Annotated in this window: 17 protein-coding genes and 3 pseudogenes; 6 read left to right on the plus strand and 14 right to left on the minus strand. The window is 43.9% G+C overall.

The window, feature by feature from the left end; translation table 11 throughout:
• Positions 1-469: 469 nt before the first annotated feature.
• Entirely contained in the window at positions 470-1,429 is a 960-nt protein-coding gene (gene hemC / locus RAM70_RS21625; RefSeq protein WP_045360767.1) for a hydroxymethylbilane synthase, read from the minus strand.
• A gap of 575 nt (positions 1,430-2,004) precedes the next feature.
• Here hemC and RAM70_RS21630 point away from each other — a divergent pair.
• Entirely contained in the window at positions 2,005-4,371 is a 2,367-nt protein-coding gene (locus RAM70_RS21630) for an SUMF1/EgtB/PvdO family nonheme iron enzyme (RefSeq protein ID WP_312675584.1), read from the plus strand.
• A gap of 844 nt (positions 4,372-5,215) precedes the next feature.
• On the opposite strand, the pseudogene RAM70_RS21635 reads toward RAM70_RS21630, so the two are convergent.
• A pseudogene (locus RAM70_RS21635) lies at positions 5,216-6,035 on the minus strand (Uma2 family endonuclease).
• A gap of 189 nt (positions 6,036-6,224) precedes the next feature.
• On the opposite strand from RAM70_RS21635, the gene RAM70_RS21640 reads away from it, so the two are divergent.
• Together RAM70_RS21640 and glyQ are read left to right on the plus strand one after the other, a co-directional pair.
• Complete coding sequence (locus tag RAM70_RS21640; protein WP_312675586.1) at positions 6,225-7,148, plus strand: serine/threonine protein kinase; 924 nt, start codon at positions 6,225-6,227, stop codon at positions 7,146-7,148.
• 197 nt (positions 7,149-7,345) lie between these two features.
• Positions 7,346-8,221 carry a glycine--tRNA ligase subunit alpha gene (gene glyQ / locus RAM70_RS21645; RefSeq protein ID WP_190381437.1) on the plus strand — a complete coding sequence of 292 codons (876 nt, stop codon included), beginning with the start codon at positions 7,346-7,348 and terminating at the stop codon, positions 8,219-8,221.
• A 159-nt stretch (positions 8,222-8,380) separates the two neighbouring features.
• Here glyQ and rpsJ read toward each other — a convergent pair whose 3' ends face one another.
• From rpsJ to rpsL, 5 genes are all read right to left on the minus strand, one after another.
• Complete coding sequence (rpsJ, locus tag RAM70_RS21650) at positions 8,381-8,698, minus strand: 30S ribosomal protein S10 (RefSeq protein ID WP_002740287.1); 318 nt, start codon at positions 8,696-8,698, stop codon at positions 8,381-8,383.
• 92 nt (positions 8,699-8,790) lie between these two features.
• Positions 8,791-10,020 carry an elongation factor Tu gene (tuf, locus tag RAM70_RS21655; RefSeq protein WP_190381438.1) on the minus strand — a complete coding sequence of 410 codons (1,230 nt, stop codon included), beginning with the start codon at positions 10,018-10,020 and terminating at the stop codon, positions 8,791-8,793.
• Positions 10,021-10,172: 152 nt separating this feature from the next.
• On the minus strand, positions 10,173-12,248 hold the full coding sequence (gene fusA / locus RAM70_RS21660) for an elongation factor G (RefSeq protein WP_045360758.1): 2,076 nt from the start codon (positions 12,246-12,248) through the stop codon (positions 10,173-10,175).
• A 143-nt stretch (positions 12,249-12,391) separates the two neighbouring features.
• Positions 12,392-12,862, minus strand: a complete 471-nt coding sequence (rpsG, locus tag RAM70_RS21665) for a 30S ribosomal protein S7 (RefSeq protein WP_002758831.1) — start codon at positions 12,860-12,862, stop codon at positions 12,392-12,394.
• A gap of 156 nt (positions 12,863-13,018) precedes the next feature.
• Complete coding sequence (rpsL, locus tag RAM70_RS21670) at positions 13,019-13,402, minus strand: 30S ribosomal protein S12 (RefSeq protein ID WP_002740176.1); 384 nt, start codon at positions 13,400-13,402, stop codon at positions 13,019-13,021.
• A gap of 418 nt (positions 13,403-13,820) precedes the next feature.
• On the opposite strand from rpsL, the pseudogene RAM70_RS21675 reads away from it, so the two are divergent.
• Positions 13,821-14,144: pseudogene (locus RAM70_RS21675) on the plus strand (type II toxin-antitoxin system RelE/ParE family toxin); the annotation flags it as partial.
• Between the two features lie 38 nt (positions 14,145-14,182).
• Here RAM70_RS21675 and RAM70_RS21680 read toward each other — a convergent pair.
• Positions 14,183-15,370, minus strand: a complete 1,188-nt coding sequence (locus RAM70_RS21680) for an RNA-guided endonuclease InsQ/TnpB family protein (protein WP_312675590.1) — start codon at positions 15,368-15,370, stop codon at positions 14,183-14,185.
• Between the two features lie 91 nt (positions 15,371-15,461).
• Here RAM70_RS21680 and RAM70_RS21685 point away from each other — a divergent pair, with 91 nt between their 5' ends.
• Both RAM70_RS21685 and RAM70_RS21690 read left to right on the plus strand, forming a co-directional pair.
• Positions 15,462-16,625, plus strand: a complete 1,164-nt coding sequence (locus tag RAM70_RS21685; protein ID WP_312675592.1) for a HigA family addiction module antitoxin — start codon at positions 15,462-15,464, stop codon at positions 16,623-16,625.
• A gap of 108 nt (positions 16,626-16,733) precedes the next feature.
• Positions 16,734-17,930, plus strand: a complete 1,197-nt coding sequence (locus RAM70_RS21690; RefSeq protein ID WP_045360755.1) for a DNA double-strand break repair nuclease NurA — start codon at positions 16,734-16,736, stop codon at positions 17,928-17,930.
• A 313-nt stretch (positions 17,931-18,243) separates the two neighbouring features.
• Here the strand turns inward: RAM70_RS21690 and RAM70_RS21695 are convergent, their stop codons facing one another.
• The 6 genes and pseudogenes from RAM70_RS21695 to metG form a co-directional block, all read right to left on the minus strand.
• The gene (locus RAM70_RS21695) at positions 18,244-18,762 is read right to left on the minus strand and encodes a transposase (RefSeq protein WP_312675594.1); all 519 of its coding nucleotides are present in this window, start codon (positions 18,760-18,762) and stop codon (positions 18,244-18,246) included.
• 12 nt (positions 18,763-18,774) lie between these two features.
• Positions 18,775-19,260 (minus strand): annotated as a pseudogene (locus RAM70_RS21700) (IS630 family transposase); the annotation flags it as partial.
• Positions 19,206-19,646: an IS630 transposase-related protein gene (locus tag RAM70_RS21705; protein WP_312672026.1), complete on the minus strand. Its 441-nt coding sequence runs from the start codon at positions 19,644-19,646 to the stop codon at positions 19,206-19,208. The gene RAM70_RS21705 and the pseudogene RAM70_RS21700, both read right to left, overlap by 55 nt.
• Before the next feature lie 36 nt (positions 19,647-19,682).
• On the minus strand, positions 19,683-20,387 hold the full coding sequence (locus RAM70_RS21710) for a transposase (RefSeq protein ID WP_312675596.1): 705 nt from the start codon (positions 20,385-20,387) through the stop codon (positions 19,683-19,685).
• Between the two features lie 318 nt (positions 20,388-20,705).
• On the minus strand, positions 20,706-21,311 hold the full coding sequence (locus tag RAM70_RS21715) for a LabA-like NYN domain-containing protein (RefSeq protein WP_002743578.1): 606 nt from the start codon (positions 21,309-21,311) through the stop codon (positions 20,706-20,708).
• 98 nt (positions 21,312-21,409) lie between these two features.
• A complete protein-coding gene (metG, locus tag RAM70_RS21720) occupies positions 21,410-23,023 on the minus strand; it encodes a methionine--tRNA ligase (protein ID WP_045360753.1) in 1,614 nt (537 codons plus the stop codon).
• Positions 23,024-23,132: the final 109 nt, after the last annotated feature.

The following is a 23,132-nucleotide window of genomic DNA, read 5'->3' on the forward strand; positions in this document are numbered from 1 at the left end:
TGATGTCGAGAGAGCCAAGTAAAAAGGGGTGATAGGGAGACTTTTCGGTGATCAGCTTCTGAAGGCAAGAGTCACTCATACAAGAGGCAAAAGAAAGAATCTGGCAATTCTCCTCCCTAAAAAGAAGGTTAGAAACTAAGTAGGGTTTACTGAAAAAGTTTTTCGTGGGCTGTAGGGTGTCGGGTTTTAGCCATTTTCAGGGGGTTAATTACCTAATTTTCAGGGAAAAAGTATCTGAAATTTCCCCCCGATCACTCTCGGCTGGCACTTTTTGATGGGAAAAAAGTCTAAAAGTCTTATCCAAGAAGATTTTTAGATTGATTCAGCCCACCCTACTTAAGACTGATACCATTTTTCATAAGTAATGGCAGAGATGGTTAATCGCCCTCACCCCCACCCCCCCGACGTCGGGGGGGCAACGGGGGGTAAGATACCTGCCAAGAATAAAGAAAAATGGTATGATCACTGATTATCGTCCCACTTCAGCGAAAATCTCGGCTAAAATCTCTCCAGCACCAGCCTCGCGCACTTTATGGGCTAAATCTCGTCCTAAGACTTCCCCATGGCTAGGATCACCGCTAACCGAGTCCTTAATCAGGCGCTTACCGTCGAGACTAGCCACCATACCCGTTAAAGTTAGGATACCATCCTCGATCGCCGTATTCACTCCGATGGGAACTTGACAGCCCCCCTCCAACTCGCGTAAAAAAGCGCGTTCAGCATAGCATCTATCGCGACTAGGGGCGTGTTCCAACACTTTTAGGACTTCCAAAACCTCCGCATCTCCATCGCGGCATTCTATCCCTAAAGCACCCTGTCCCACCGCATGGAGAGAAATTGCCGACGGAATAACCTGATGAACTCGATCGCCTAATCCTAACCTTTCCAATCCCGCTACTGCCAGAATAATCGCGTCGTATTCTCCCGCGTCCAGTTTTGCCAGACGGGTGTTGACATTGCCGCGCACATCTTTAAAAGTCAGATGAGGATAATGGTAACGCAACTGGGCCAATCGCCGCAGGGAAGAAGTCCCCACCACCGCACCTTCCGGTAAAGTGTCTAATTGATAGTCTTGATTTTGGCTATTTACCACCAAAGCATCGGCCGGATTAACTCTTTCGGTGACGCAACCCAAGATTAAGCCTTCGGGCAAATTAGTGGGCAGATCCTTGAGAGAATGGACGGCAAGATCGATCGATCTATCCAACATTCCCACTTCTAGTTCTTTGGTAAATAAACCCTTATCACCGATTTTCGCTAGGGCCACATCGAGAATTTTATCGCCTTGGGTACTCATCGTCTCCACCTCAAACTGTCGATGGGGGTGGTGTTTACTCAATTCTGCCTGTACCCAATAGGTTTGTACTAGGGCTAACTGACTTTTACGCGAACCGATACGCAGGGAACGAGGAGGACTAGAAACGGACATATCTGAAGTAGGAATTTAACTAAACATCTATCGGACTGCTCGATCTAGACTATCCTGATCTCACCCCTGTTGAGTAATCACTTTCTAGGTTAGGCATAAATAGTTACATCTCTTAATATTTTTAGGCAAATAGGGGGATGGGGTGATGGGGTTTTCGGGAAATAGTCATAGGTTTGTTTAATCTCTCCCAATCCCTTTACTATGGCCTCTTGCCTCATCTCAACAAGCAATTTAAATGTGCGGGCAGCTTATTAGAATGGGATGATGAGGTAAGAGTTTTTGCGGCTATAGGTTGGATTAAACATAGCAAAACCATTATTCCCCACTGACAGCAAAGCTGAAAGCCTAGGTTAAAATAGAGGGACAAACGTTGCAACAGGGTCTAACTAATGACAATGTTTGAACGGACAAATTGGCTAAGTAGCTGGTTATAATTAAATTAAAAATGGATTTTAGGTTCGATCCCCCCTGCCCCCCTTGATAAGGGGGGTGCCGATAGGCGGGGGGATCCCCCTTAATAAGGGGGGCATCTGATAATTTTTAACGCCTACCTACTTAATTCAGGAGTTATTATTATGCTAGACCAAATGATGAGGATGTTAGAAGGGCAACAAATCGGCCCCTATCATCTTAATAAATTTCTCGGTGCGGGTGGTTTTGGTGGTGTATTTCATGCTAGTGAAATGGTCAGAAATACATCGGTTCAAGAAGTTGCTATTAAAGTTATCCCCGAAAGTAGCGATGATAAATTAATTGAGTTAAAAAATGCCAGAAAGTTAGAACATTCTAATTTAATTAAGGCTTATTCAGTGGGGGAATTTACTTTTCTCAATACTGAAATGCTTTATTTAGTGATGGAATTGGCACAGGGTAGCCTAGAAAATCACATCGCCAAAGGCGGTTTATCATCGGATGAAATTAAAAATATTACTGCTCAAATCGCCCAGGGCTTAAATTATCTTCATGGACAAAATAAAGTCCATCGAGATTTAAAACCGGGTAATATCCTCAAGGTTAATCAACAATACAAGTTAGCAGATTTTGGCTTAATTAGAACTTTAAATAACAAAAGCCACACTCAAACCGTCCACAATAGCGGTACAATTATTTATATGCCTCCCGAAGCCTTTAGGGGGGATATTTCCTCGGCTTGGGATCTGTGGTCATTAGGTATTATGTTAATCGAAATGACGACTAATCAACTTCCCTATAAGTTTAATAATGATATTCACCAGTTAATGGCCAAGGTGATGAATTGTGAGCTACAAATCCCCAGTTTACCGAAAGAGTTTAAACAGATTATTGAAGGGTGTTTGCAAAAAGATAGAAAACAAAGATGGACAGCACAACAGGTTTTAAATGCCTTACAACCTGTGGGATGGAATTCTCCCCCGTCACCTCCACCAGCACCGGCAGCAGTCAAAAAGCCTGTTTCACCAATACCCCTAATTGCTTCACCTACTCTATTTACCGAAAAACTACCCAATCGAGTCACACTGGAGATGGTGAGCTTACCAGCAGGTGAGTTTCTCATGGGTTCTCCTGACAGTGATCCCAATGCTGCAAGTGATGAAAAACCTCAACACCAAGTTAAAGTCAACAGTTTTGCGATTGGCAAATATCCAGTGACTCAGGCACAATATGAAGCGGTAATGGGAATCAATCCCTCTGAGTTTAAAAACAATCCCCAAAATCCGGTAGAACAGGTTAGTTGGAATGATGCTCAAGCTTTTTGTCGGAAATTGAGTCAAATAACAGGGAAAACCTATCGCCTACCGACGGAAGCGGAATGGGAATATGCTTGTCGTGCGGGGACTACTACTCGCTTTTATTTTGGTGATGATGCTAATCAGTTAGGAGATTACGCTTGGTATGACGGAAATTCTCAGGATAAAACTCATCCTGTGGGCCAGAAAAAGCCCAATGCTTGGGGACTCTATGACATGATTGGCAATGTTTGCGAGTGGTGCGAGGACAATTGGCATGATAGCTATGAGAATGCGCCAAGGGATGGCAGTGCTTGGCTGATAAAGGATAAGGGTCTTCAAATAGCGCGGAGCAGTTGTTGGAGGCGCAGTCCATATAACTGCCGTTCCGCTTGCCGCGACCGCACCGGCCCCCATGCCAACTTCGACAACCTCGGTTTTCGGGTGGTGTGTGGTGTGGGGGGGGAAAGTATCGCTACTGTAACATCTACACCCCTACCTAAAGAATCGCCAACTCCACTGACAAACTTTATCGAAAAACTGCCCAAGGCAGTAACACTAAAGATGGTGAGCTTACCAGCAGGTCAATTTCTCATGGGATCTGCTGACAGTGATAATGAAAAGCCTCAACACCAAGTTAAAGTCAACAGTTTTGCGATTGGTAAATATCCAGTGACTCAGGCACAATATGAATCGGTAATGGGAAAAAATCCCTCTCACTTTAAAAACAATCCCCAAAATCCGGTAGAAAATGTTAGTTGGAACGATGCTCAAGCTTTTTGTCAGAAATTGAGTCAAATAACAGGGAAAACCTATCGCCTACCGACGGAAGCGGAATGGGAATATGCTTGTCGTGCGGGGACTACTACTCGCTATTATTTCGGTGATGATGCTAATCAGTTAGGAAATGACGCTTGGTATAACCGAAATTCTCAGAAGACAACTCATCCTGTGGGCCAGAAACAGCCCAATGCTTGGGGACTGTATGATATGAGTGGCAATGTTTGGGAGTGGTGCGAAGACGATTGGCACGATAACTATATCGGAGCGCCAAAGGATGGATCTGCGTGGCTTATCAAGAACGATAATCGTTCTCAGTCTCTTAAGTGTCTGCGCGGCGGTTCTTGGTACGACTACCCTAATCTCTGTCGTTCTGCCAACCGCAGCGGGGGCAACCCCCTCGGCGACTACATCAACTACGGTTTTCGGGTTGCGTGTGTCTCCCCAGGACTTTAACCCTTTGTTCTTTTGCTCTTTTGCCCTTTGTCTCCCGCCCTTAGGCGGGTCGATTTTTTTTACCCTTGTTTCAAGGCTCTGCCTTGAAACACAATATTTAAGGCTCTGCCTTAAAGCAATATTCAGGTAGAACCTGAAGAGAGCGTTCCCAGGTAGAACCTGGGAACGAGATAACCTACGATCTACTTAATTAGAGTTTGCATAGAAGATTCAATTTTCAATTTCTGTCGATGGCGTTTGGAACTGAAACCCTTGGTAGGGACAATTCATGAATTGTCCCTACATTTTCGGAGTATAAATCATGAATTGTCCCTACATTTTCGGAGTATAAATCATGAATTGTCCCTACATTTTCGGAGTATAAATCATGAATTGTCCCTACATTTTCGGAGTATAAATCATGAATTGTCCCTACATTTTCGGAGTATAAATCATGAATTGTCCCTACATTTTCGGAGTATAAATCATGAATTGTCCCTACATTTTCGGAGTATAAATCATGAATTGTCCCTACATTTTCGGAGTATAAATCATGAACTATCCCTACATTTTCGGAGTATAAATCATGAACTATCCCTACATTTTCGGAGTATAAATCATGAATGTCCCTACATTTTCGGAGTATAAATCATGAACTATCCCTACATTTTCGGAGTATAAATCATGAACTATCCCTACGTCTGGCTCTTCTCGACTTTGTGTGATAAATTTAAATTATATAAGAGTGATCGATCTTTGTGTCCTTTGTGTCTCTGTGGTTCCTTCCACTCACTGCCCTAAGACTGTATCTTAGAATACATTTTACCCACCAAACCCAAGAGATGCCACTGACCACCTTGCACCCCTACAAGGTTTCATCGGGATTAATGCCTAATTCTCTTAATCTTGCCGTTAATTGCTCAATTTTTTGTAAAGCCAGTTCTTTTTGTTGACGTTCAGATTCTTTTTGCTGACGTTCGTATTCTTGTTGCTGTAAAGCCAGTTCTTTTTGTTGACGTTCAGATTCTTTGGCCTGTTTCTCCAGAAGAGCGGCTTCCTCAGGTGTTGGGATTAACTGACCCCTAGGACTAAAATAACGCAATTTATCGGCGTATATCCCTAAATATAAGCCCAATTCTTCACTCCATAACCAACCCTTCGGCCTGGCTCAGGGCAAGCCTTGCTGATTGGGTTCAATCGGTTGATATTTTCCCCTAATTAACGTATATCCTTCAAACTCTAAACTATAGGGGTCAAACCAGAAATAATCAGGAGTCCTAAATGTATTTTGATAAATTTCTTTCTTTTCTTCCCTATCAGTCTTAGCGGTACTTTCAAAAGAGGATTTCTATAATCACATTAGGATATTTTCCCTCTTCTTGCCATACTACCCAACTTTTCCGGTTTTGGTTTCTAGTTGTTCCCAATACTACAAAAAAGTCGGGTCCTCTAAAGTATTCTGATTTTTTCTGATTGGGACTGTAGTAGATGGTTAAATTCCCGGTTGCAAAGTAATCTTCTCTATCTTGCCATAACCATTCTAGGCATTTTATCAATAAAATAATCTGAGTTAGATGTAAATTACTTTCCAATGGCGGTTCATCACTCCAAAATTCGCCCTTGGGGAAGATTATCTCATCTTTTTGGGCGGTTTGGCTAGGGGATAGGGGTTGAGTTGTAGTCATGGTTATCTGCTATGAATAATAAGCTGTCCGTGTATTTAAACTGCTTGTTGAGATGAGACAAGGGGCAACAGTAAAGGTATTGGCTAAGATTCAGCTAATCTAAGGATAGGCGGTTAAAATGCGTCTTAGCCTATTATTTGTGTTAATCTCATCTTTACAGATCAAAACCCTCAATCGTCTAAGGAGACAATGGCCGCCAATTCTCGGAATAAATCGCCCGTTTTTCTCGGCTGTTCCGGCAGGATCGCTATTTTTTGCCTCTTGATGTTATTATCGGCGGCAATAGGCTGGTTAATCGGGAAACAGTGGGTTAAACACAGCAATCAAACCCAAACCGTTAAACCCGTTTTTGCCACGGAGGAAAATAATTTTAATTCTGCCACAGATCGGGCATGGCAACGGAAAGCCGAGATGAGAAAGCGCCGTCTAGAGTTGGGAATTGATGGTCAGTTTTTTAAAAATCTCGTCAATGAATTGTTTAGCCTCCGCTATGGGGATATCAAAGAGGAAAAACAGAAACAGGAACAAAGAGATATTTTAGCAGCAGAAATCCTCGATCGCTTAGACCGTCTCGATTCTGGCACTAGAGAAGCATTAGGTAGCTACGATGAGCAACAGCGAGAAAAATGGCGAGAACAAGTGAATCAGTTACGTTTAAGCAGTAGAGTCCTTAATTTACTCACTGATACTGCTTTTTTTCGGCTATTTCCCGAATTGACAGAAAGACCAAATTTTGATAGCGGCTTAGGTCAACTATGGAGTGGTTTGGCCTGGAATCAGTTACAATCTTTACAGTCGGGCCTATCCTACCAAGCGATCGAAAGTTTAGACGCGGGGGGAGAGGAAGTGATCGAGGCAATTCTCAGCGAGGGACAAGGAAAAGCCTATGCAATAAAATTGCGTTCCAGTGATCGGTTAGACTTAAATTTAGAGACGGAAGGCGAAGTTTTACTATCTTTCTACTCTCCCACGGGTAATATTACCCTTTTAGACAAGTCTAGCGATCGGCAATGGTCCGGTCAATTACCCGAAGAGGGATTTTATGAATTAGTTATTCTCCCCCAATCTTCTACCCCCGTTCACTTTCGCTTGCAGTTAAAAGTAAGTCAATGACTTTAACCGTCAGGAGACAGTTATCAGTTATCAGTTATCAGTTATCAGTTATCAGTTATCAGTTCACTGTTTACTGTTTACTGATCACTGAAAAGCTCCCCACTTCCCCACTTCCCCACTTCCCAATTTATAATTCATAATTTATAATTTATAATTCCCACTTCCCCAACCCCTAATCTGCTTTTTTACTTTTTCCCATGTCTCTAACTTTCCAAGCTGTTATCGCTAAATTAAATGAATTTTGGGCCGATCGCGGTTGTTTAGTTGCTCAACCCTATGATACAGAAAAAGGTGCGGGAACCATGAGTCCCCACACTTTTTTAAGGGCAATTGGTCCGGAACCTTGGGCAGTTGCCTATGTGGAACCCTGTCGTCGTCCTACGGATGGCCGTTATGGCGAAAATCCCAATCGTTTTCAGCATTACTATCAATATCAAGTCCTAATTAAACCCTCTCCTGATAATATTCAGGAAATCTATTTAGACTCCCTGCGGGTGTTAGGAATTCACCCAGAAGATCACGATATTCGCTTCGTGGAAGATAACTGGGAATCTCCCACCCTCGGTGCTTGGGGTGTGGGTTGGGAAGTGTGGTTAGATGGTATGGAAATCACTCAGTTTACCTACTTTCAACAGTGTGGGGGCATCGATTGTCGTCCCGTGGCGATCGAAATTACCTACGGTTTAGAAAGATTAGCCATGTATCTGCAAGATGTAGAGGCAATTAATAAAATTCAATGGAATGAAAATATCCTCTACGGTGATATTTTTCTGCAAAATGAAATCGAACAATGTACCTATAATTTTGAGGCTTCTAATCCTGAGTTATTATTTAGTTTATTCAGTTTATATGAACAGGAAGCCAAACAATTAATCGATCGCTCTCTGGTGATTCCCAGTCTAGATTATGTTCTCAAATGTTCCCATACTTTTAATTTACTCGATGCTAGAGGTGTGATTGCTGTAGCCGAAAGAACCCGTTATATCGGCAGAATTCGCAATTTAGCTCGACAGGTTGCTCAATTGTATTTACAGCAACGAGAAGCTTTAGGTTTTCCCCTACAAAGGGTTTAGCAATCTGGTGCATCTTTGGCGATGCACCCCTAGCAATTGTATTGGCCCTCGTTTAATAACTTTTTTTTATAAAAAATCCTATTTATACTAAATCTTGTTTAAAAAGTATAGGATAGTGGGAAAGAAAAAAAGATGTTATCGCTAACATCTTTTTGGCATTTACAATTTAACTTCAATATCAACCCCTGCGGGTAAATCTAATTTCATCAAAGCATCGATTGTCTTAGAAGAGGGTTGGTAAATATCAATAATGCGGCGATGGGTGCGGGTTTCAAAATGTTCACGGGAGTCCTTGTCAACGTGAGGGGAACGCAGGACACAATAAATCTTTCTTTTTGTCGGTAGGGGAATCGGTCCGATCGCTGTGGCGTTAGTTCTATTGGCAGTATCGACAATCTTCTCGCAGGAAGTGTCAAGTAAGCGCTGGTCAAAAGCTTTCAAACGAATGCGAATTTTCTGTTGTTGTAACGTAGCCATAATTTCACCTATTGCAATTGTCAAGGTACAAAATAAAGACAGTAACGGAGCAGTTTTTTATCATTAACTGCCCCGTTAATTAATAGATTAGCCTACTTGATAATTTTCGAGATAACGCCGGAACCGATGGTGCGACCACCTTCGCGAATAGCGAAGCGCATACCCTGTTCAATAGCGATCGGGTTGATCAGTTCCACGGTCATTTTGATCCGGTCTCCCGGCATGACCATTTCTACAGTGCTGCCATCATCGGCGGTGTAGTCTTGGATAGTGCCAGTTACGTCGGTTGTCCGTACATAGAACTGAGGACGATAGTTTTTAAAGAAAGGAGTGTGACGACCACCCTCTTCTTTACTTAACACATACACCTCACCTTCAAACTGGGTGTGGGGTTTGATTGTACCCGGTTTAGCGATAACCATGCCGCGCTCGATGTCGGTTTTTTGGATACCACGCAGGAGGATACCAGCGTTGTCACCGGCCATCCCTTGGTCAAGACTTTTCTTGAACATTTCGATCCCGGTGACGGTGGTGGCGCGGGTATCTCTGATCCCCACCAATTCCACGTTATCACCCACTTTCACAATACCGCGTTCGATCCGACCGGTAGCCACCGTCCCCCGACCAGTAATCGAGAATACGTCTTCTACCGCCATCAGGAAGGGTTTATCGATATCCCGTTCAGGGGTGGGGATATAGCTATCTACCGCTTCCATTAATTCATAAATTGCGTCCACCCACTCGTTATCGCCTTTTTGGGCCTTGGGGTTTTTGGTCATGTAATCGAGGGCTTCTTTAGCAGAACCGGCAATAATGGGGATTTCGTCGCCAGCGAAGTCGTAATTGGTGAGAAGTTCGCGTACTTCCAGTTCTACGAGTTCCAGTAACTCCTCATCGTCCACCATATCTTTTTTGTTGAGGAAGACCACGAGGTTAGGTACACCCACCTGACGAGCCAGCAGGATATGTTCCCGGGTTTGGGGCATCGGGCCATCAGCGGCCGAGACCACGAGAATACCACCGTCCATCTGTGCCGCACCGGTGATCATGTTTTTTACATAGTCGGCGTGGCCAGGGCAGTCAACGTGAGCGTAGTGGCGATCAGCAGTTTCGTACTCAACGTGAGCGGTGTTGATGGTGATCCCGCGGGCCTTTTCTTCGGGAGCGGCATCGATTTCATCGTATTTTTTAGCTTGGGCATTACCCAGGGCCGCTAGGGTCATAGTGATAGCGGCGGTGAGGGTAGTTTTGCCGTGGTCAACGTGACCGATCGTACCGATGTTAACGTGGGGTTTCGTCCGTTCAAATTTAGCGCGTGCCATTTACTTTCTGTTCCTTTGTTTTTTTTCTTCTTCAGGTCGGTGAACAGTAATCAGTCGCCAGAGATCAGTTTTAAGTTAGCAGTTATTAGGGTTGACCGATCAAATTTAAATGATCGGTTTATTCTCACTGCACACTGGTCACTGGTCACTGATTAGCCGTTCCCTTTACTTTTGGTGATAATCGTCTCGGCCACGTTGCGGGGGACTTCTTCGTAATGGCTAAATTCCATGGTGAAGATGCCCCGTCCTTGGGTTTTGGAGCGAATATCAGTGGCGTAACCGAACATTTCCGCTAGGGGAACTTTAGCGGCCACTTTGGCGATGCCGGCCTCGGTTTCTTGACCTTCGATTTGTCCCCGACGGGAGTTAAGATCACCGATGACGTTACCGATGAAGTCTTCGGGTACTTCCACTTCCACCTTCATCATCGGTTCTAGGAGAACGGGAGCGGCTTTCATCACCGCTTCCTTGATCGCCATGGAACCGGCAATCTTAAAGGCCATCTCGGAGGAGTCCACATCGTGGAAAGAACCATCCACAAGGGTTGCTTTCAGGTCGATGACGGGATAACCCGCGACGATCCCCGATTCGCAAGCTTCTTTCATCCCTTGTTCTGACGGGTTGATGTATTCTTTGGGGATAGCACCACCGACAATTTTGGAGACGAAGACAAAGCCGGATCCCGGTTCCCCCGGTTCGAGTTCGATGACGACGTGGCCGTACTGTCCTTTACCGCCACTTTGACGGATAAATTTACCCTCGGCGCGCACGGGTTTCCGCACGGTTTCCCGATAGGCAACTTGGGGAGCGCCCACGGTTGCTTCGACTTTGTATTCCCGCAGCATTCGATCGACGAGGATTTCCAGGTGCAGTTCTCCCATCCCGGCGATTACCGTTTGATTGGTTTCGGGATCAACTTTGACCCGGAAGGTGGGATCCTCATCGGAGAGAGCTTGCAGAGCTTTGCTGAGTTTCTCGATGTCCTGTTTGGTTTTCGGTTCCACCGCCACGGAGATCACCGGTTCGGGGATAAAGAGGGATTCTAGGATAACTGGGTTTTTCTCATCACAGAGGGTATCCCCGGTAATGGTGTTTTTCAGTCCGATCGCTGCTCCTAGATCACCGGCGCGCAGTTCATCCACTTCGATCCGTTCGTTGGATTTGAGGACGATCAGGCGAGCGATCCGTTCTTTGGTTCCTTTGGTGGAGTTGTAGGCGTAGCTGCCTTTGGCTAACACACCGGAATAGACCCGCAGGAAGGTCAAACGACCGAAGGGATCGGCCATGATTTTGAAGGCGAGGGCGGAGAAGGGCGCATCGTCCTTGGCTTCCCGGATTGCCTCGCTGCCATCGGGAAGAATCCCTTTAACGGCGGCTACTTCCGATGGCGAGGGTAGGTAATCTACCACGGCATCAAGGAGCAGTTGTACCCCTTTGTTTTTGAAAGCCGAGCCGCAGAGGACGGGAACAATTGTACCTGCAATCGTCCCTTCTCTGAGACCGCGTTTGATTTCGGCTTCGGTGAGTTCTTCACCTTCTAGATATTTTTCTAGGAGTTCTTCATCGGCTTCCGCTACAGCTTCCACCAGCTGCAGGCGGAATTCTTCGGCCTTTTTCAATAAGTCTTCGGGAATGTCGGTTTCTTCTATGTCTTTCCCTAGATCGTCCTTATATATATAGGCGCGCATCTTGACGAGATCAACGATCCCGCTCAGTTCGCTTTCTGCGCCGATCGGCATTTGGATGGGAACGGCGTTAGTTCTGAGGCGATCTCTTAATTGTTCGTAAACTTTGAAGAAGTTCGCTCCCGTTCTGTCCATTTTGTTGACAAAGGCAATCCGGGGTACTTTGTACCGATCGGCTTGTCTCCAGACGGTTTCCGATTGGGGTTGTACACCACCAACAGAGCAGAAAACTGCCACCACGCCATCGAGTACCCGCATGGAACGTTCCACTTCAATGGTGAAATCGACGTGGCCGGGGGTATCAATGATGTTGATGCGATGATCTTGCCAACTGGTACTGATGGCGGCGGCGGTGATGGTGATTCCTCGCTCCCGTTCCTGTTCCATCCAGTCGGTAATTGCCGTTCCGTCGTGGACTTCGCCCAGTTTATGAGCGACTCCCGTGTAGAACAGGATTCTTTCTGTTGTCGTTGTTTTGCCCGCGTCTATATGAGCGGCGATTCCGATGTTTCGCACTCTCTCTAGCGGGATAGTCCGTGCCACAGCAACCTCCTTGCTTTGCTTGCCAGTGATGGGATTTTGTTCTAGGATTTTTTACACTATTTACAATTCTATACTTTTCTTGACAGTTTTTTGGCGGCATCGGTGTGGTCCACCGCCCTTAAAGTATCTTTAAAGTATCTTTCTTAGTAACGATAGTGGGCAAAGGCTTTGTTTGCCTCTGCCATCCGGTGGGTTTCTTCCCGTTTTTTGATCGTGCCGCCGGTTTCATTGGCCGCATCCATGATCTCGTTGGCTAGTTTACCTGCCATGGTTTTGCCACCTCTGGTTCTGGCATAATGGACTAACCAACGTAGTGCTAATGTACTGCCACGGTTGCTGCGTACTTCCATCGGTACTTGATAGGTGGCTCCACCGACCCGGCGGGCTTTCACTTCCACTAGGGGAGTGGCGTTTTTAACGGCTTTTTCAAATACTTCTAGGGGTTCTTGACCGGTACGTTCGCCGACGGTTTTCAGGGCATCGTAAACGATGTTAGCGGCTAGGGATTTTTTACCCGAGCGCATGATCCGGCGGATGGTCATGCTGACTAAACAGCTATTATAGACGGGATCGGGGGGAATAGGACGTTTTTTGACGTTTTTACGGCGAGACATCGGAATATTCCTTGATTTTCTAGGTTAACTTTAACTTTTGGTTGACAGTCGGATGATTACAGCCCATCTCAAACCCTCTCCTGCGAGTCTTCAGTCTCTTGGGTTAACCTTGACCGACTCGGTGGGAGTATTTTTTTTGGTTAATCAATCCCCTGTTTATTTAGCGGCGGGTTTGGGGCGTTTGGTTCCGTACTTAGACCGCGCCTTTTGACGGTTTTTCACCCCGGTGGCATCGAGGGTGCCGCGAATGATGTGATATCTGACTCCGGGTAGATCTTTGACCCGACCGCCCCGAATCAGGACGACCGAGTGTTCTTGTAGGTTATGACCGATGCCCGGGATGTAGGCTGTCACCTCAAATCCAGAGGTCAAACGTACCCTAGCCACTTTCCGTAGGGCTGAGTTGGGTTTTTTCGGTGTGGTGGTATATACTCTTGTACAAACTCCCCGGCGTTGGGGGCATTGTTTGAGGGCGGGAGATTTGGTTTTTCTTTTCGCTTTGGATCTTTCGTCGCGTATTAATTGCTGAATGGTGGGCATGATAGGGCTGTATCTAAGGTTACTCTGAACTCCTATTACCGAAGGTCAAATCGTTGACAAAAGGTCATTATAGCAAATTGTCGCTCTTGTTGTCAAGTCCGCGATTGTGCTTTTCTCCGGTTTAGATGTTAGAGATTGTCTTTTTCTTGGGCGGCGGCGGCACTCAATTCGGGCGTTATTAGGCGATAAAATTACAGCTTCGTTGTTTTGGCTTGGTTATGCGATTCTAGCAATAATTATCACCTGATTAATCGGCTAATGTCTGAAAAACTGTCTCTAGCTAACCTCATTTTTAGAACTGGTGTCTAGACTATTAGCTCTTAACGCTATATTTAGAGCTTTTGTACTGGATGCACCACAGGCTACCATAAAATATTGTTAACCTCAAAGGTTAACAATATTACAAGGGTCATCTACAATGGATATTGTATTTAAGGAAAAAAAATTTGAGAACGAATGCAATAGCCAAAGACTACTGAAAAAACAGTATGGAGAGAAGATGGCTAAGAAAATCAGGCAAAGACTCGATGACTTAAAAGCAGTTATTGTCCTGGAGGAAATGCGATCGCTGCCGGGACGTTGCCACGAATTGTTACATAACCGTGCTGGACAACTATCTCTAGATTTAGTTCATCCTCTCAGACTAATTTTTGAGCCAGCTAATATACCGATTCCTCGAAAAGCAGACGGGGGAATTGATTGGCAGAAAGTAACCGCAGTCGTAATTATTGGCATAGTTGACATCCTCGCCGCCGTAAAACGGACGGCGATTCCCAAACCTCACGATTTGGGTTTCTGCTTCTTTCCCGAAGGATTTTTCGCACCTGCCGCCCCAGATTTACTCTGTTCTGGTCTTATGGTCGCTCTACAGACTGACACCGCAAGCCCTGCGGCCAAAATATTTTTACTGGCGTTAATATCTCGGTCATGGTGTGTCCCACAGTCTGGACAATCCCATTCTCGAACATTTAACGGCATTTTCTCAGCAATATACCCGCAATTACTACACCTTTTAGAACTGGGAAACCATCTATCTATTTCGATGTAATTTCTGCCATACCAACGGCATTTATAGGCTAATTGTCGAGTGATTTCTCCCCAACTAACGTCAGATATTGCCTGAGATAATTTCGGGTTTTTGACCATATTCTTGACGGCTAAGTTCTCAACCACAATCGTTTGGTTTTCACGAACTAATTGAGTGGTTAGCTTATGTAAATGGTCTTTTCTACTATCGGTGATTTGAGCGTGAATCTTGGCTACTTTGATTCTTGCTTTTTCCCGATTTTTTGACCCTTTCTGTTTTCGAGAAAGATTTTTTTGCGCTTTTCGCAGTCTCCGATAATGCTTTTTAAAGTGCTTAGGATTAGATACTTTATCGCCATTGCTGGTAATTACTAGGCTACTAATTCCTAAGTCAATTCCGATGGCTTTATCGGTTGGGGGTAATGGCTGGATTGTTGGGTCATCAAATCTTATTGAAATATGCCAACGTCCAGAAGGATGTAATCTGACTGTTACTGTGCTTGGTTCACAGCTTTCTGGTATTTGTCTTGACCATCGAATAGGTAAAGGTTCTGTGCATTTGGCTAAATAGATTTGTTTGTCTTTGAACTTAAAAGCAGATTTGGTAAATTCGGCACTTCCTCCCTGATGTTTTTTCTTAAAGTTAGGATACTTAGTCCGACCAGCAAAGAAGTTAGTAAAAGCTGTTTGTAGGTGTCTTAACCCTTGTTGTAAAGGTACACAGCTAACTTCGTTTAAAAAGTCTAATTCTTCTTGTTTTTTCCAATCGGTCAACATTGAAGAAGTTTGAGCGTAGCATACTCTTTCTTGCTTTTCGTACCAAGCTTGTGTTCGTTCGTGGAGAGCTTTGTTGTAAACTAATCTTACACAGCCCAATGTGCGCCGCAATAGCGACTCTTGTGTTGGTGTGGGGTAAAATCGAAACGAATAGGCTTTTTCCATACCTCACATTTTAGCATATATTTCGTAAACGATGCTCATATTTAACAGTAAAGCCGTCGTAGAACGACGGGGTTTCAGACCCAAATTTTCGATGACTAATACTATTGAGAACAGATATGCACCGGATTTTATTTCTCCACCGGGAGAAACCCTTGCCGAAATCCTAGAAGAAAGAAATATGTCTCAATCGGAACTCGCCCAACGCATGGGCAGACCAAAAAAGACTATCAATGAGATCATAAAAGGTAAAGCGGAGATTACTATCGATACCGCCTTACAGATAGAGTTAGTGTTAGGAACTCCCGCCAGTTTCTGGATAGAGCGCGAAAGACTTTATCGGGAATATTTAGCGAGAAAAAATGAGAATCAAAGATTAAAAGGTTATTTAGGCTGGTTAAAACAAATTCCTTATCGGCAGATGACTGAATTAGGCTGGCTCAAGTTTGATGAGGATAAAATAGAGCAATTACGAGAGAGCTTGAATTTTTTTGCCGTTGTCTCCCCTGAGCAATGGGAGGAGATTTGGGGGAGAAATTTATCGATTGATTTTAGAAAGTCTCAAGCATTTGATAGCGATCGAGGGGCAATAACGGCATGGTTACGTCAAGGAGAAATAGAAGCATCGAAAATTAATTGTGCTGATTACAACGAGTTGAAATTCAGAGATGCCTTGCGACAAATTCGTTCGTTAACTATTAAGTCTATCGAGGTATTTCAACCGCAAATGATCGAGCTTTGTGCGGCAGCGGGGGTTGCCTTAGCCTTTGTCCCTGAACTTCCGAAAACAAGGGTACACGGTGCTACCCGTTGGTTAGGTTCTCACAGAGCTTTAATTCAATTGAGCGATCGATACAAAACAAATGATCATTTTTGGTTTTCTTTTTTTCATGAAGCTGGTCATATTTTATTACATGGGAAACGAACTTTATTTTTAGAGGGGCAAGATAAAGATATTCGAGATAAAATTAAAGAAAAAGAGGCGGATGTTTTTGCGGCTAATTTCTTAATTGATCCTGGAGATTGGCAGAGATTTATCGCCAATAATTCTCTGAATAGAAAAGCTATTAATCAATTTGCCGAACAACTAGGAATACACCCTGGTATTATTGTTGGTAGAATGCAACATGAGCAAATTACTTCTTATCAAAACTATAATGATCTTAAGGAGAAATATTGTCTAAATACGCAGGATTCCTTTTTGGTATTGACGAGCGACTCCCCAAAAGGAAAACTTCCTATCTCACCATTAAGATAACTGCTGTAAGCGGAGATTACTAAGGATAAATTTGGCAATAATTGACAAAATTAGCCTTAGAGACAGGAAATTGCGATAACATCAAAAAAAGTCAGGGAGAGGATAGCTATGCTTGATCTTGCGAAATTAGCGGCAAAAATGCCAGGGATCAGTCAACATTTTCAACAGGAAGTGACAGCTAGTCGCGAGCGAGTGCAACGGGCTAAAATTCTTTTAGAACAAGCTCAACAGCAACAGGAAAAACTGCTAGAACTCTATCATAACTGGCACGATCGCCTAATTTTCTCCGTAGCGCTACCGATCGAACCTCTCGACACCCGCGTTAGTATCCTTCCCCCTCCCGAAAGTCATAGCGTTTTTGCCACGGATGGTTCCCAAATTGCCCCTTCTCACCACGAAATCGCCTACTGTTATCTAATTAATATCGGTAGGATTATGTTGCACTATGGTCAAAATTTGCACCCTCTCCTCGATAGCATTCCCGAAGTCTATTACAAATCAGAAGACCTCTACATTTCTAAACAGTGGGGTATTCGCGTGGATGAGTGGATGAGTTATCGTCGGACGGTATTAGAAAGCCAAATGTTAGCGGAAATGGCTACTCGTTGGGTAAAACCCCCCGGGGCCCATTATGAGCCAAATTTAGCCCTCGTGGATGGTTCTTTGATCTATTGGTTTATCGATAGTCTCCCCCCGGAAGCAAAAGATTTAATTTTGCCACCGATTTTTCAGTCTTGGGACGATTTAAAATCAGCTAGAATCCCGCTTATAGGTTATATTAGTGCTTCTCGTAGCACGGAAAGTTTAAATTTCCTGCGTTTACAATCTTGTCCCCATGATACTCCCAATTGCTTGATCAATTGCGGTGATTTAGACCCAGAAAAAACCCCTTGTCGCGTTGTCGATCCTCTCCGGGATGCTTCTCTCTGGGGTTATTTATTGGAACCGGGGCAAAGAAGTCCTTTTTGGCGCAGTTCTTTGAAGATACTCGATTTTTATGGGGATGAGCATCGCATTTACTTCTGTTATCTCCATGTGGGGACGGAAATCGCTAGGGTAGAGGTTCCTGCTTGGGTGGTGGAGGAGCGCGAATTACTCGATCGCTCTTTGAGTATTTTACTGGCCCAGGTGTTAAAAGGTTATGGTTATCCGATCGCCTTAGCGGAAGCGCACAATTTAGCGGTGATTAAAGGTGGCGATCGCTTGCGTTTTTTTGCCCTTTTGGAACAACAGATGATTAAAGTCGGTTTACAGGATGTGGGAACATCTTATAAGGAAGCGAGAAAGCGCAGTAGTATCGCTTAATTGAGGAGACAGGGAGTGGGGAGTGGTTATGCTAAATCCAGTTATTGCGTGAGTGCCTCTCTTGATATGTAGCCCATACTCAACGGATGGCCGTATTACTTCCCACTTGATCACTCAATCCAAGTCTTTGGGGGGTTCTACCCCCCAAACCCCCCGTTGGGGGCGTGGCGCCGCCCCCAAACCCCCCGCGCATTAGTTTTTCGGTGGGATGCTTACACGCAGCTGCTAATACATCTGTCACAATTTAACAGTCACTCCACTTGCAGGAGTGCCTCTCCTGATATGTAGCTTATCTCAAGGGGTGACAGAAAGGTTAAAGAGCTTGCTTGATAAGGCTCATAGCCGTTAACCCTTTGGAGAAATAAGGGTTTTTCTGGGGTTTGAGGCGTATCAAAGAAAGGGCAAGTTCCGAAAAAATATCCATCGACTCAACCCAAAAAGTACCATAAGTCCCTATCCAAAAATCACTATGTCTTTCAGCAGAACGATTAGATTCTTTGAGGCGACAAATATAAACACGGTGGGGTAAAATATTGAGTTGTTGACCCCGTATTGTATTTAAAGAATAGGCGATAGCAATTAATAAAACAAGAGCTAAAAAACGCGGTTCGCTAACTTTAGTTTTCTCGATATTATAACCTCCCGTTTTACAATCTTTGAACATTGCTTCAATGCCAAAACGAGATTCATATAAATTTAAAGTCTCATCCAAAGAGTCAAGATTAGTAAGAAGATACCAAGGAGCTTCGGCTTGTTTACTACGGTAGCGTCTTTTCCAGCGAGTGGCCAAATTAAAAGGGCCAAGTTTATGAGCAGATGTATGATATGGCATAGAACGAGTTAGTTAGGACAGATGCCTGAAGGCTTTACTCACAGCATCCACAAGGTTTTCACTATCATTGATAATCTGACTAACATAGTTTTTCAATCTAGCCCAGAACTTTTCAATTTTGTTGAGGTCTGGAGAATAGGCGGGTAAAAATAGCACTTCACATCCCGCTTTAGCTAACAATTTTTTGATTCTCTCTTTGGGATGAAAACTGGCGTTATCAATGATGATAATTTGACCGGGTAGTAGTTCGGGTAATAGCAATTGTTCTATCCACTCACACACCAACTCTGTATTACAGTACCCCTCAAACACCATTGGCGCGATCGTGGAACCACGCCACCAACCGCTGATCACACTAACTCGTTCGCTACAGTGACCTAACTTTAAAGCCTCAAATCTTTCTGATTTGTGACAATATCCATAAGGATAATCGATGGTGTTATCTATTCCAGCTTCATCAATATAGACAAATCTTTCCGGGGCATAACCTCTGATTTTTTGGAGAAACTCTTTTCGGGCTTCTTCATCTCTTTCTCTGTAGCCATAAGTTTTTTTTTTCTAGTAAATCCAATTCTTTTGAGCGCTTGACCAATTCTCATCCTACTGACTGGGTTAGCCCATTTTTGCGCCATTTTTTCTTGGGTCAAATGCCCATATTGTTCGGCCAACTTTTGAAAGGCTTCTAAATCGTCAATTTTGGGCTTCGGCCCTCGACGATAGTTAGTTTTAGCGGCCACCGTCCCAGTTTGTTTCTTCCGTTTCAGCCATAGGTCTAATGTATTACGACTAATATTGAGGGTGCGACAGACATGGCTTTTTTTCTCCCCTCGCTCTACGGCACTCACTGCTTTCTGTCTTAAATCATCACTATAGGGTGCTGCCATGAAAGCTTCTCCTCATTTCTTTTTCTCTATTATGTCCTAACTATCCCGCTCTTTGCTATAAATATCCGAAAAAAAATGCTGAGTCCCCGGTTGAATATCTAGAGCTTTTAGAGGTTGATAGTTTTCTTCACCTGATAATAGCAAAGATGTTCCCTTCTTTTGTCTCAGAATAAAGGCTATCCCCTTTTCGTCTAGCCACTTTCCTAGTTGAACACTGTGAAATTCTCGGTCGCCTATCACGACAACTGGGTAGGATTTCAAAAATTTTAATACCGGCTTGAGAAAGTTTTTTTGGTTCCCTAAATTACTGCTTCCTTGTTTATCTAACAATATCCAGTACACAGGTAACGCCCTTTTTCCACAAATAACACTAGCTACAAACAAATTTCTTCCTTTCCAATCTGTTCGGTCAATTACCAATAATAGATGTCCCAGATGCTTAAGTTTTTTCAGTTTTCTTCTTTGATGTCGATTTTTATTTTTTTCGCTAAACTCTTGCTTAATAATGTGTTTAATTAGCGGAAACCATAACAATTTTACACTTAATTGCGGTAACTTGAGAAACCTTTGTAAATTTCTTCTTCTGCTTTCAAAGGTAATTGGTTGGGGAAATAAGGCGGCCAATCTCTCCAATTGTACTGTTCTATGGCTTTGTAGGAGCAGTATAAGAATTTGTAGAGTCAGATATTGTGCTTGTGTCAAGCTAGCTTGTAAACAGGCCTGATAGAATGATGGTAACATATTGAAATTTTGGGTGGTTGTCTCAACCACTCTATTTCTTTTGGGTTCATTTGGCTAGAGTCTTTATCTTGATTACCTTTGAACCCCTTTGTCACCCCTTGAGGTAGCTTATACTCAACGGATTTAGTATGATTGACGAATTTGCGTTATTTCAGCTTCTATTTTCAAGTCAGGGAGCAGGGGAGCGGGGAGATGGGAGACCACTTCGTGCGCGTTGCGGGGGGAGTGGTCACTGATAACTGATAACTGGTCACTGATAACTGATGACTGAAAAAGGTGGGAATTACCCACCTTAAACTTGATTTTTGCCGAATTTTTCTAGCGACTGCTCCGATCTTGGTCTAAGACGCTGACGGGGAAATTATTATAACTAACGTGATGTTTGCTAGTTTTTTGAATTTCTTCTTTGATTTGATCTAGATCAACATAGCGATCGGCTACATTAATTAAACTATCACTGGTCATTGATCGCAAACTAACCACTTCCACTCGCGCACCACGGTAACTGACGGAATCGGCAGCATAGGCCAAATCCCCATCACCACTGACAATTACTGCGGTATCATAGGAACCCACTAGCGCCATTAAATCTACGGCAATTTCCACGTCGAGATTGGCTTTTTTGGAACCATCGGGTAATTGTACTAGGTCTTTAGCGATGACTCGATAACCATTGCGACGCATCCAGAGGAGAAATCCCTGCTGTTTTTCGTTAGTGCGATCAACTCCAGTATAAAAGAAGGCGCGCAAGAGACGAGAACCGGCAGTTAAACGACAAAGTAATTTGGTGTAGTCAATTTCGATACCTAATTGCAGAGCCGCATAAAATAAATTGGAACCATCGATAAAAATCGCCACACGACCGCGATTTTCTAGCACTTGTTCGGGGGTGAAGACTGGGGCTGTGTCATAATCATCAAACATTTTTTTCCCTCGTTTGTTAAAAGTTTAGTGTTGAGTGTTTGCCAGTTGTATCCCAAAGGACAACAGACCTTAAAAAATAGAGTTATTAAAAAATTCCTTTAGGAATCGTTTAACGGCAGTTCTAGTTTAGAAAAGATCGGTTCAGGTGTTCCTAGTTGTGGATTTGTGGGTAATCCCCATTGACAGTGTTTGGAAAAAGAGACACGATCAGGGGAGTTTTCCCCGTCCTCCGACCTGAAAGTATTAAAATCAATAACAAAACCTAGTTGTTGATAAATTTTACTGCTCAAGGTCGGTATTATCGGTGAGAGTAGGTAGGCAGAGAGTCTTACGGATTCCAAAACTGCGTAGAGGACTTGTTCTACTGCTGCCTGTTGTTTCTGTTTAAATAAACTCCAGGGCGCACTTTCATCGATAAACTTGTTACTAGCACGAATTAACGCCAGTATTTCCTCACAGGCTTGATTAAATTGTAGCGCATCATACTTCTGTTCAACAATGCCCCCTAGATTGATCCCCATATTCTTAAGACGATTATCGTTGGGGATATCTACGCCAGTCAACTGGGGGGGGATATTTTGGCAGTATTTTTTAACCATGCCTAGGGTGCGATTGAGGAGGTTGCCTAAATCGTTGGCTAAATCCGCGTTAAGAATATTAACAAATCTGGTTTCCTGAAAATCGCCATCCTGTCCTAATTCAATCTCTTTGACGAAATAGTAACGGACGGCATCGGCCCCATAGCGCTCAACCAAATCGAAGGGATCGAGGGTATTACCGAGACTTTTGCCCATTTTCCGCCCGTCTTTGGTCAAAAAGCCATGGCCGAATACTCTTTTGGGCAAGGGTAAACCCGCCGACATTAGCATAGCCGGCCAATAAATGGCATGGAATCTTAATATATCTTTACCGATCAGATGCAGATCGATCGGCCACCATTTGGCCAAGGCATTTTCTAGGGTGGGTTCGTCTTCGGGGTCGAGAAGGGCGGTAACATAGCCAAGAAGGGCATCAAACCAAACGTAGATGGTATGCTGACCATCGTGGGGAATGGGAAACCCCCAAGCCACATTAACCCTAGAGATGGAGAAGTCCTGTAGTCCTTGGTTGACGAAGTTGAGAACCTCATTACGTCGGCTTTCTGGTTGAATAAAATCGGGTTGCTCTTGGTAAAGTTGTTCTAGTTGTGCCTGATACTTAGAGAGACGGAAAAAATAGTTTTCCTCGTCGCGCCATTCGGCGGCCAGATTAGTATGAATGGGACAACAGCCATTATCTAACAGTTCTCTTTTTTCCTTAAATTCTTCACAGGCGACGCAATACCAACCCTGTTGGCGATCAAGATAGATATCGCCCTTTTCCCAGACTCTTTCAAAAAATTCGTTAACAATTGCCTGATGACGGGGGGCAGTGGTGCGACTAAAGCGATCGTACTGGATGTGTAGCTTTGCCCAGAGATTGGCAAAACTGGTGGCGATGCGATCGCAGTGTTCCTGGGGATTGAGTCCTTTGGCTGCCGCAGTCCGTTCGATTTTCTGTCCGTGTTCGTCGGTTCCTGTAATTAGGAGGACAGAATTGCCCTGTAACCGCTGCCATCGTGCCATAACATCCGCTACGATCGTTGTGTAAGCACTACCGATGTGAGGGATATCGTTGACATAATAAAGAGGTGTTGTTAAAGCAAATGTTTTTCGCTCATTTAAATCATTCATGAAATTTATTTTTTTAAATAGATGAGGCTGCCCTAAGGCTGATCTGTGGATGATTAGGACATAATGTCCATATTTTATGATACTTTAATTCCGTTTTATCCTTTAATTG

Origin of the sequence: Microcystis wesenbergii NRERC-220, assembly GCF_032027425.1 — a bacterium.
GTDB lineage: Bacteria > Cyanobacteriota > Cyanobacteriia > Cyanobacteriales > Microcystaceae > Microcystis > Microcystis wesenbergii_A.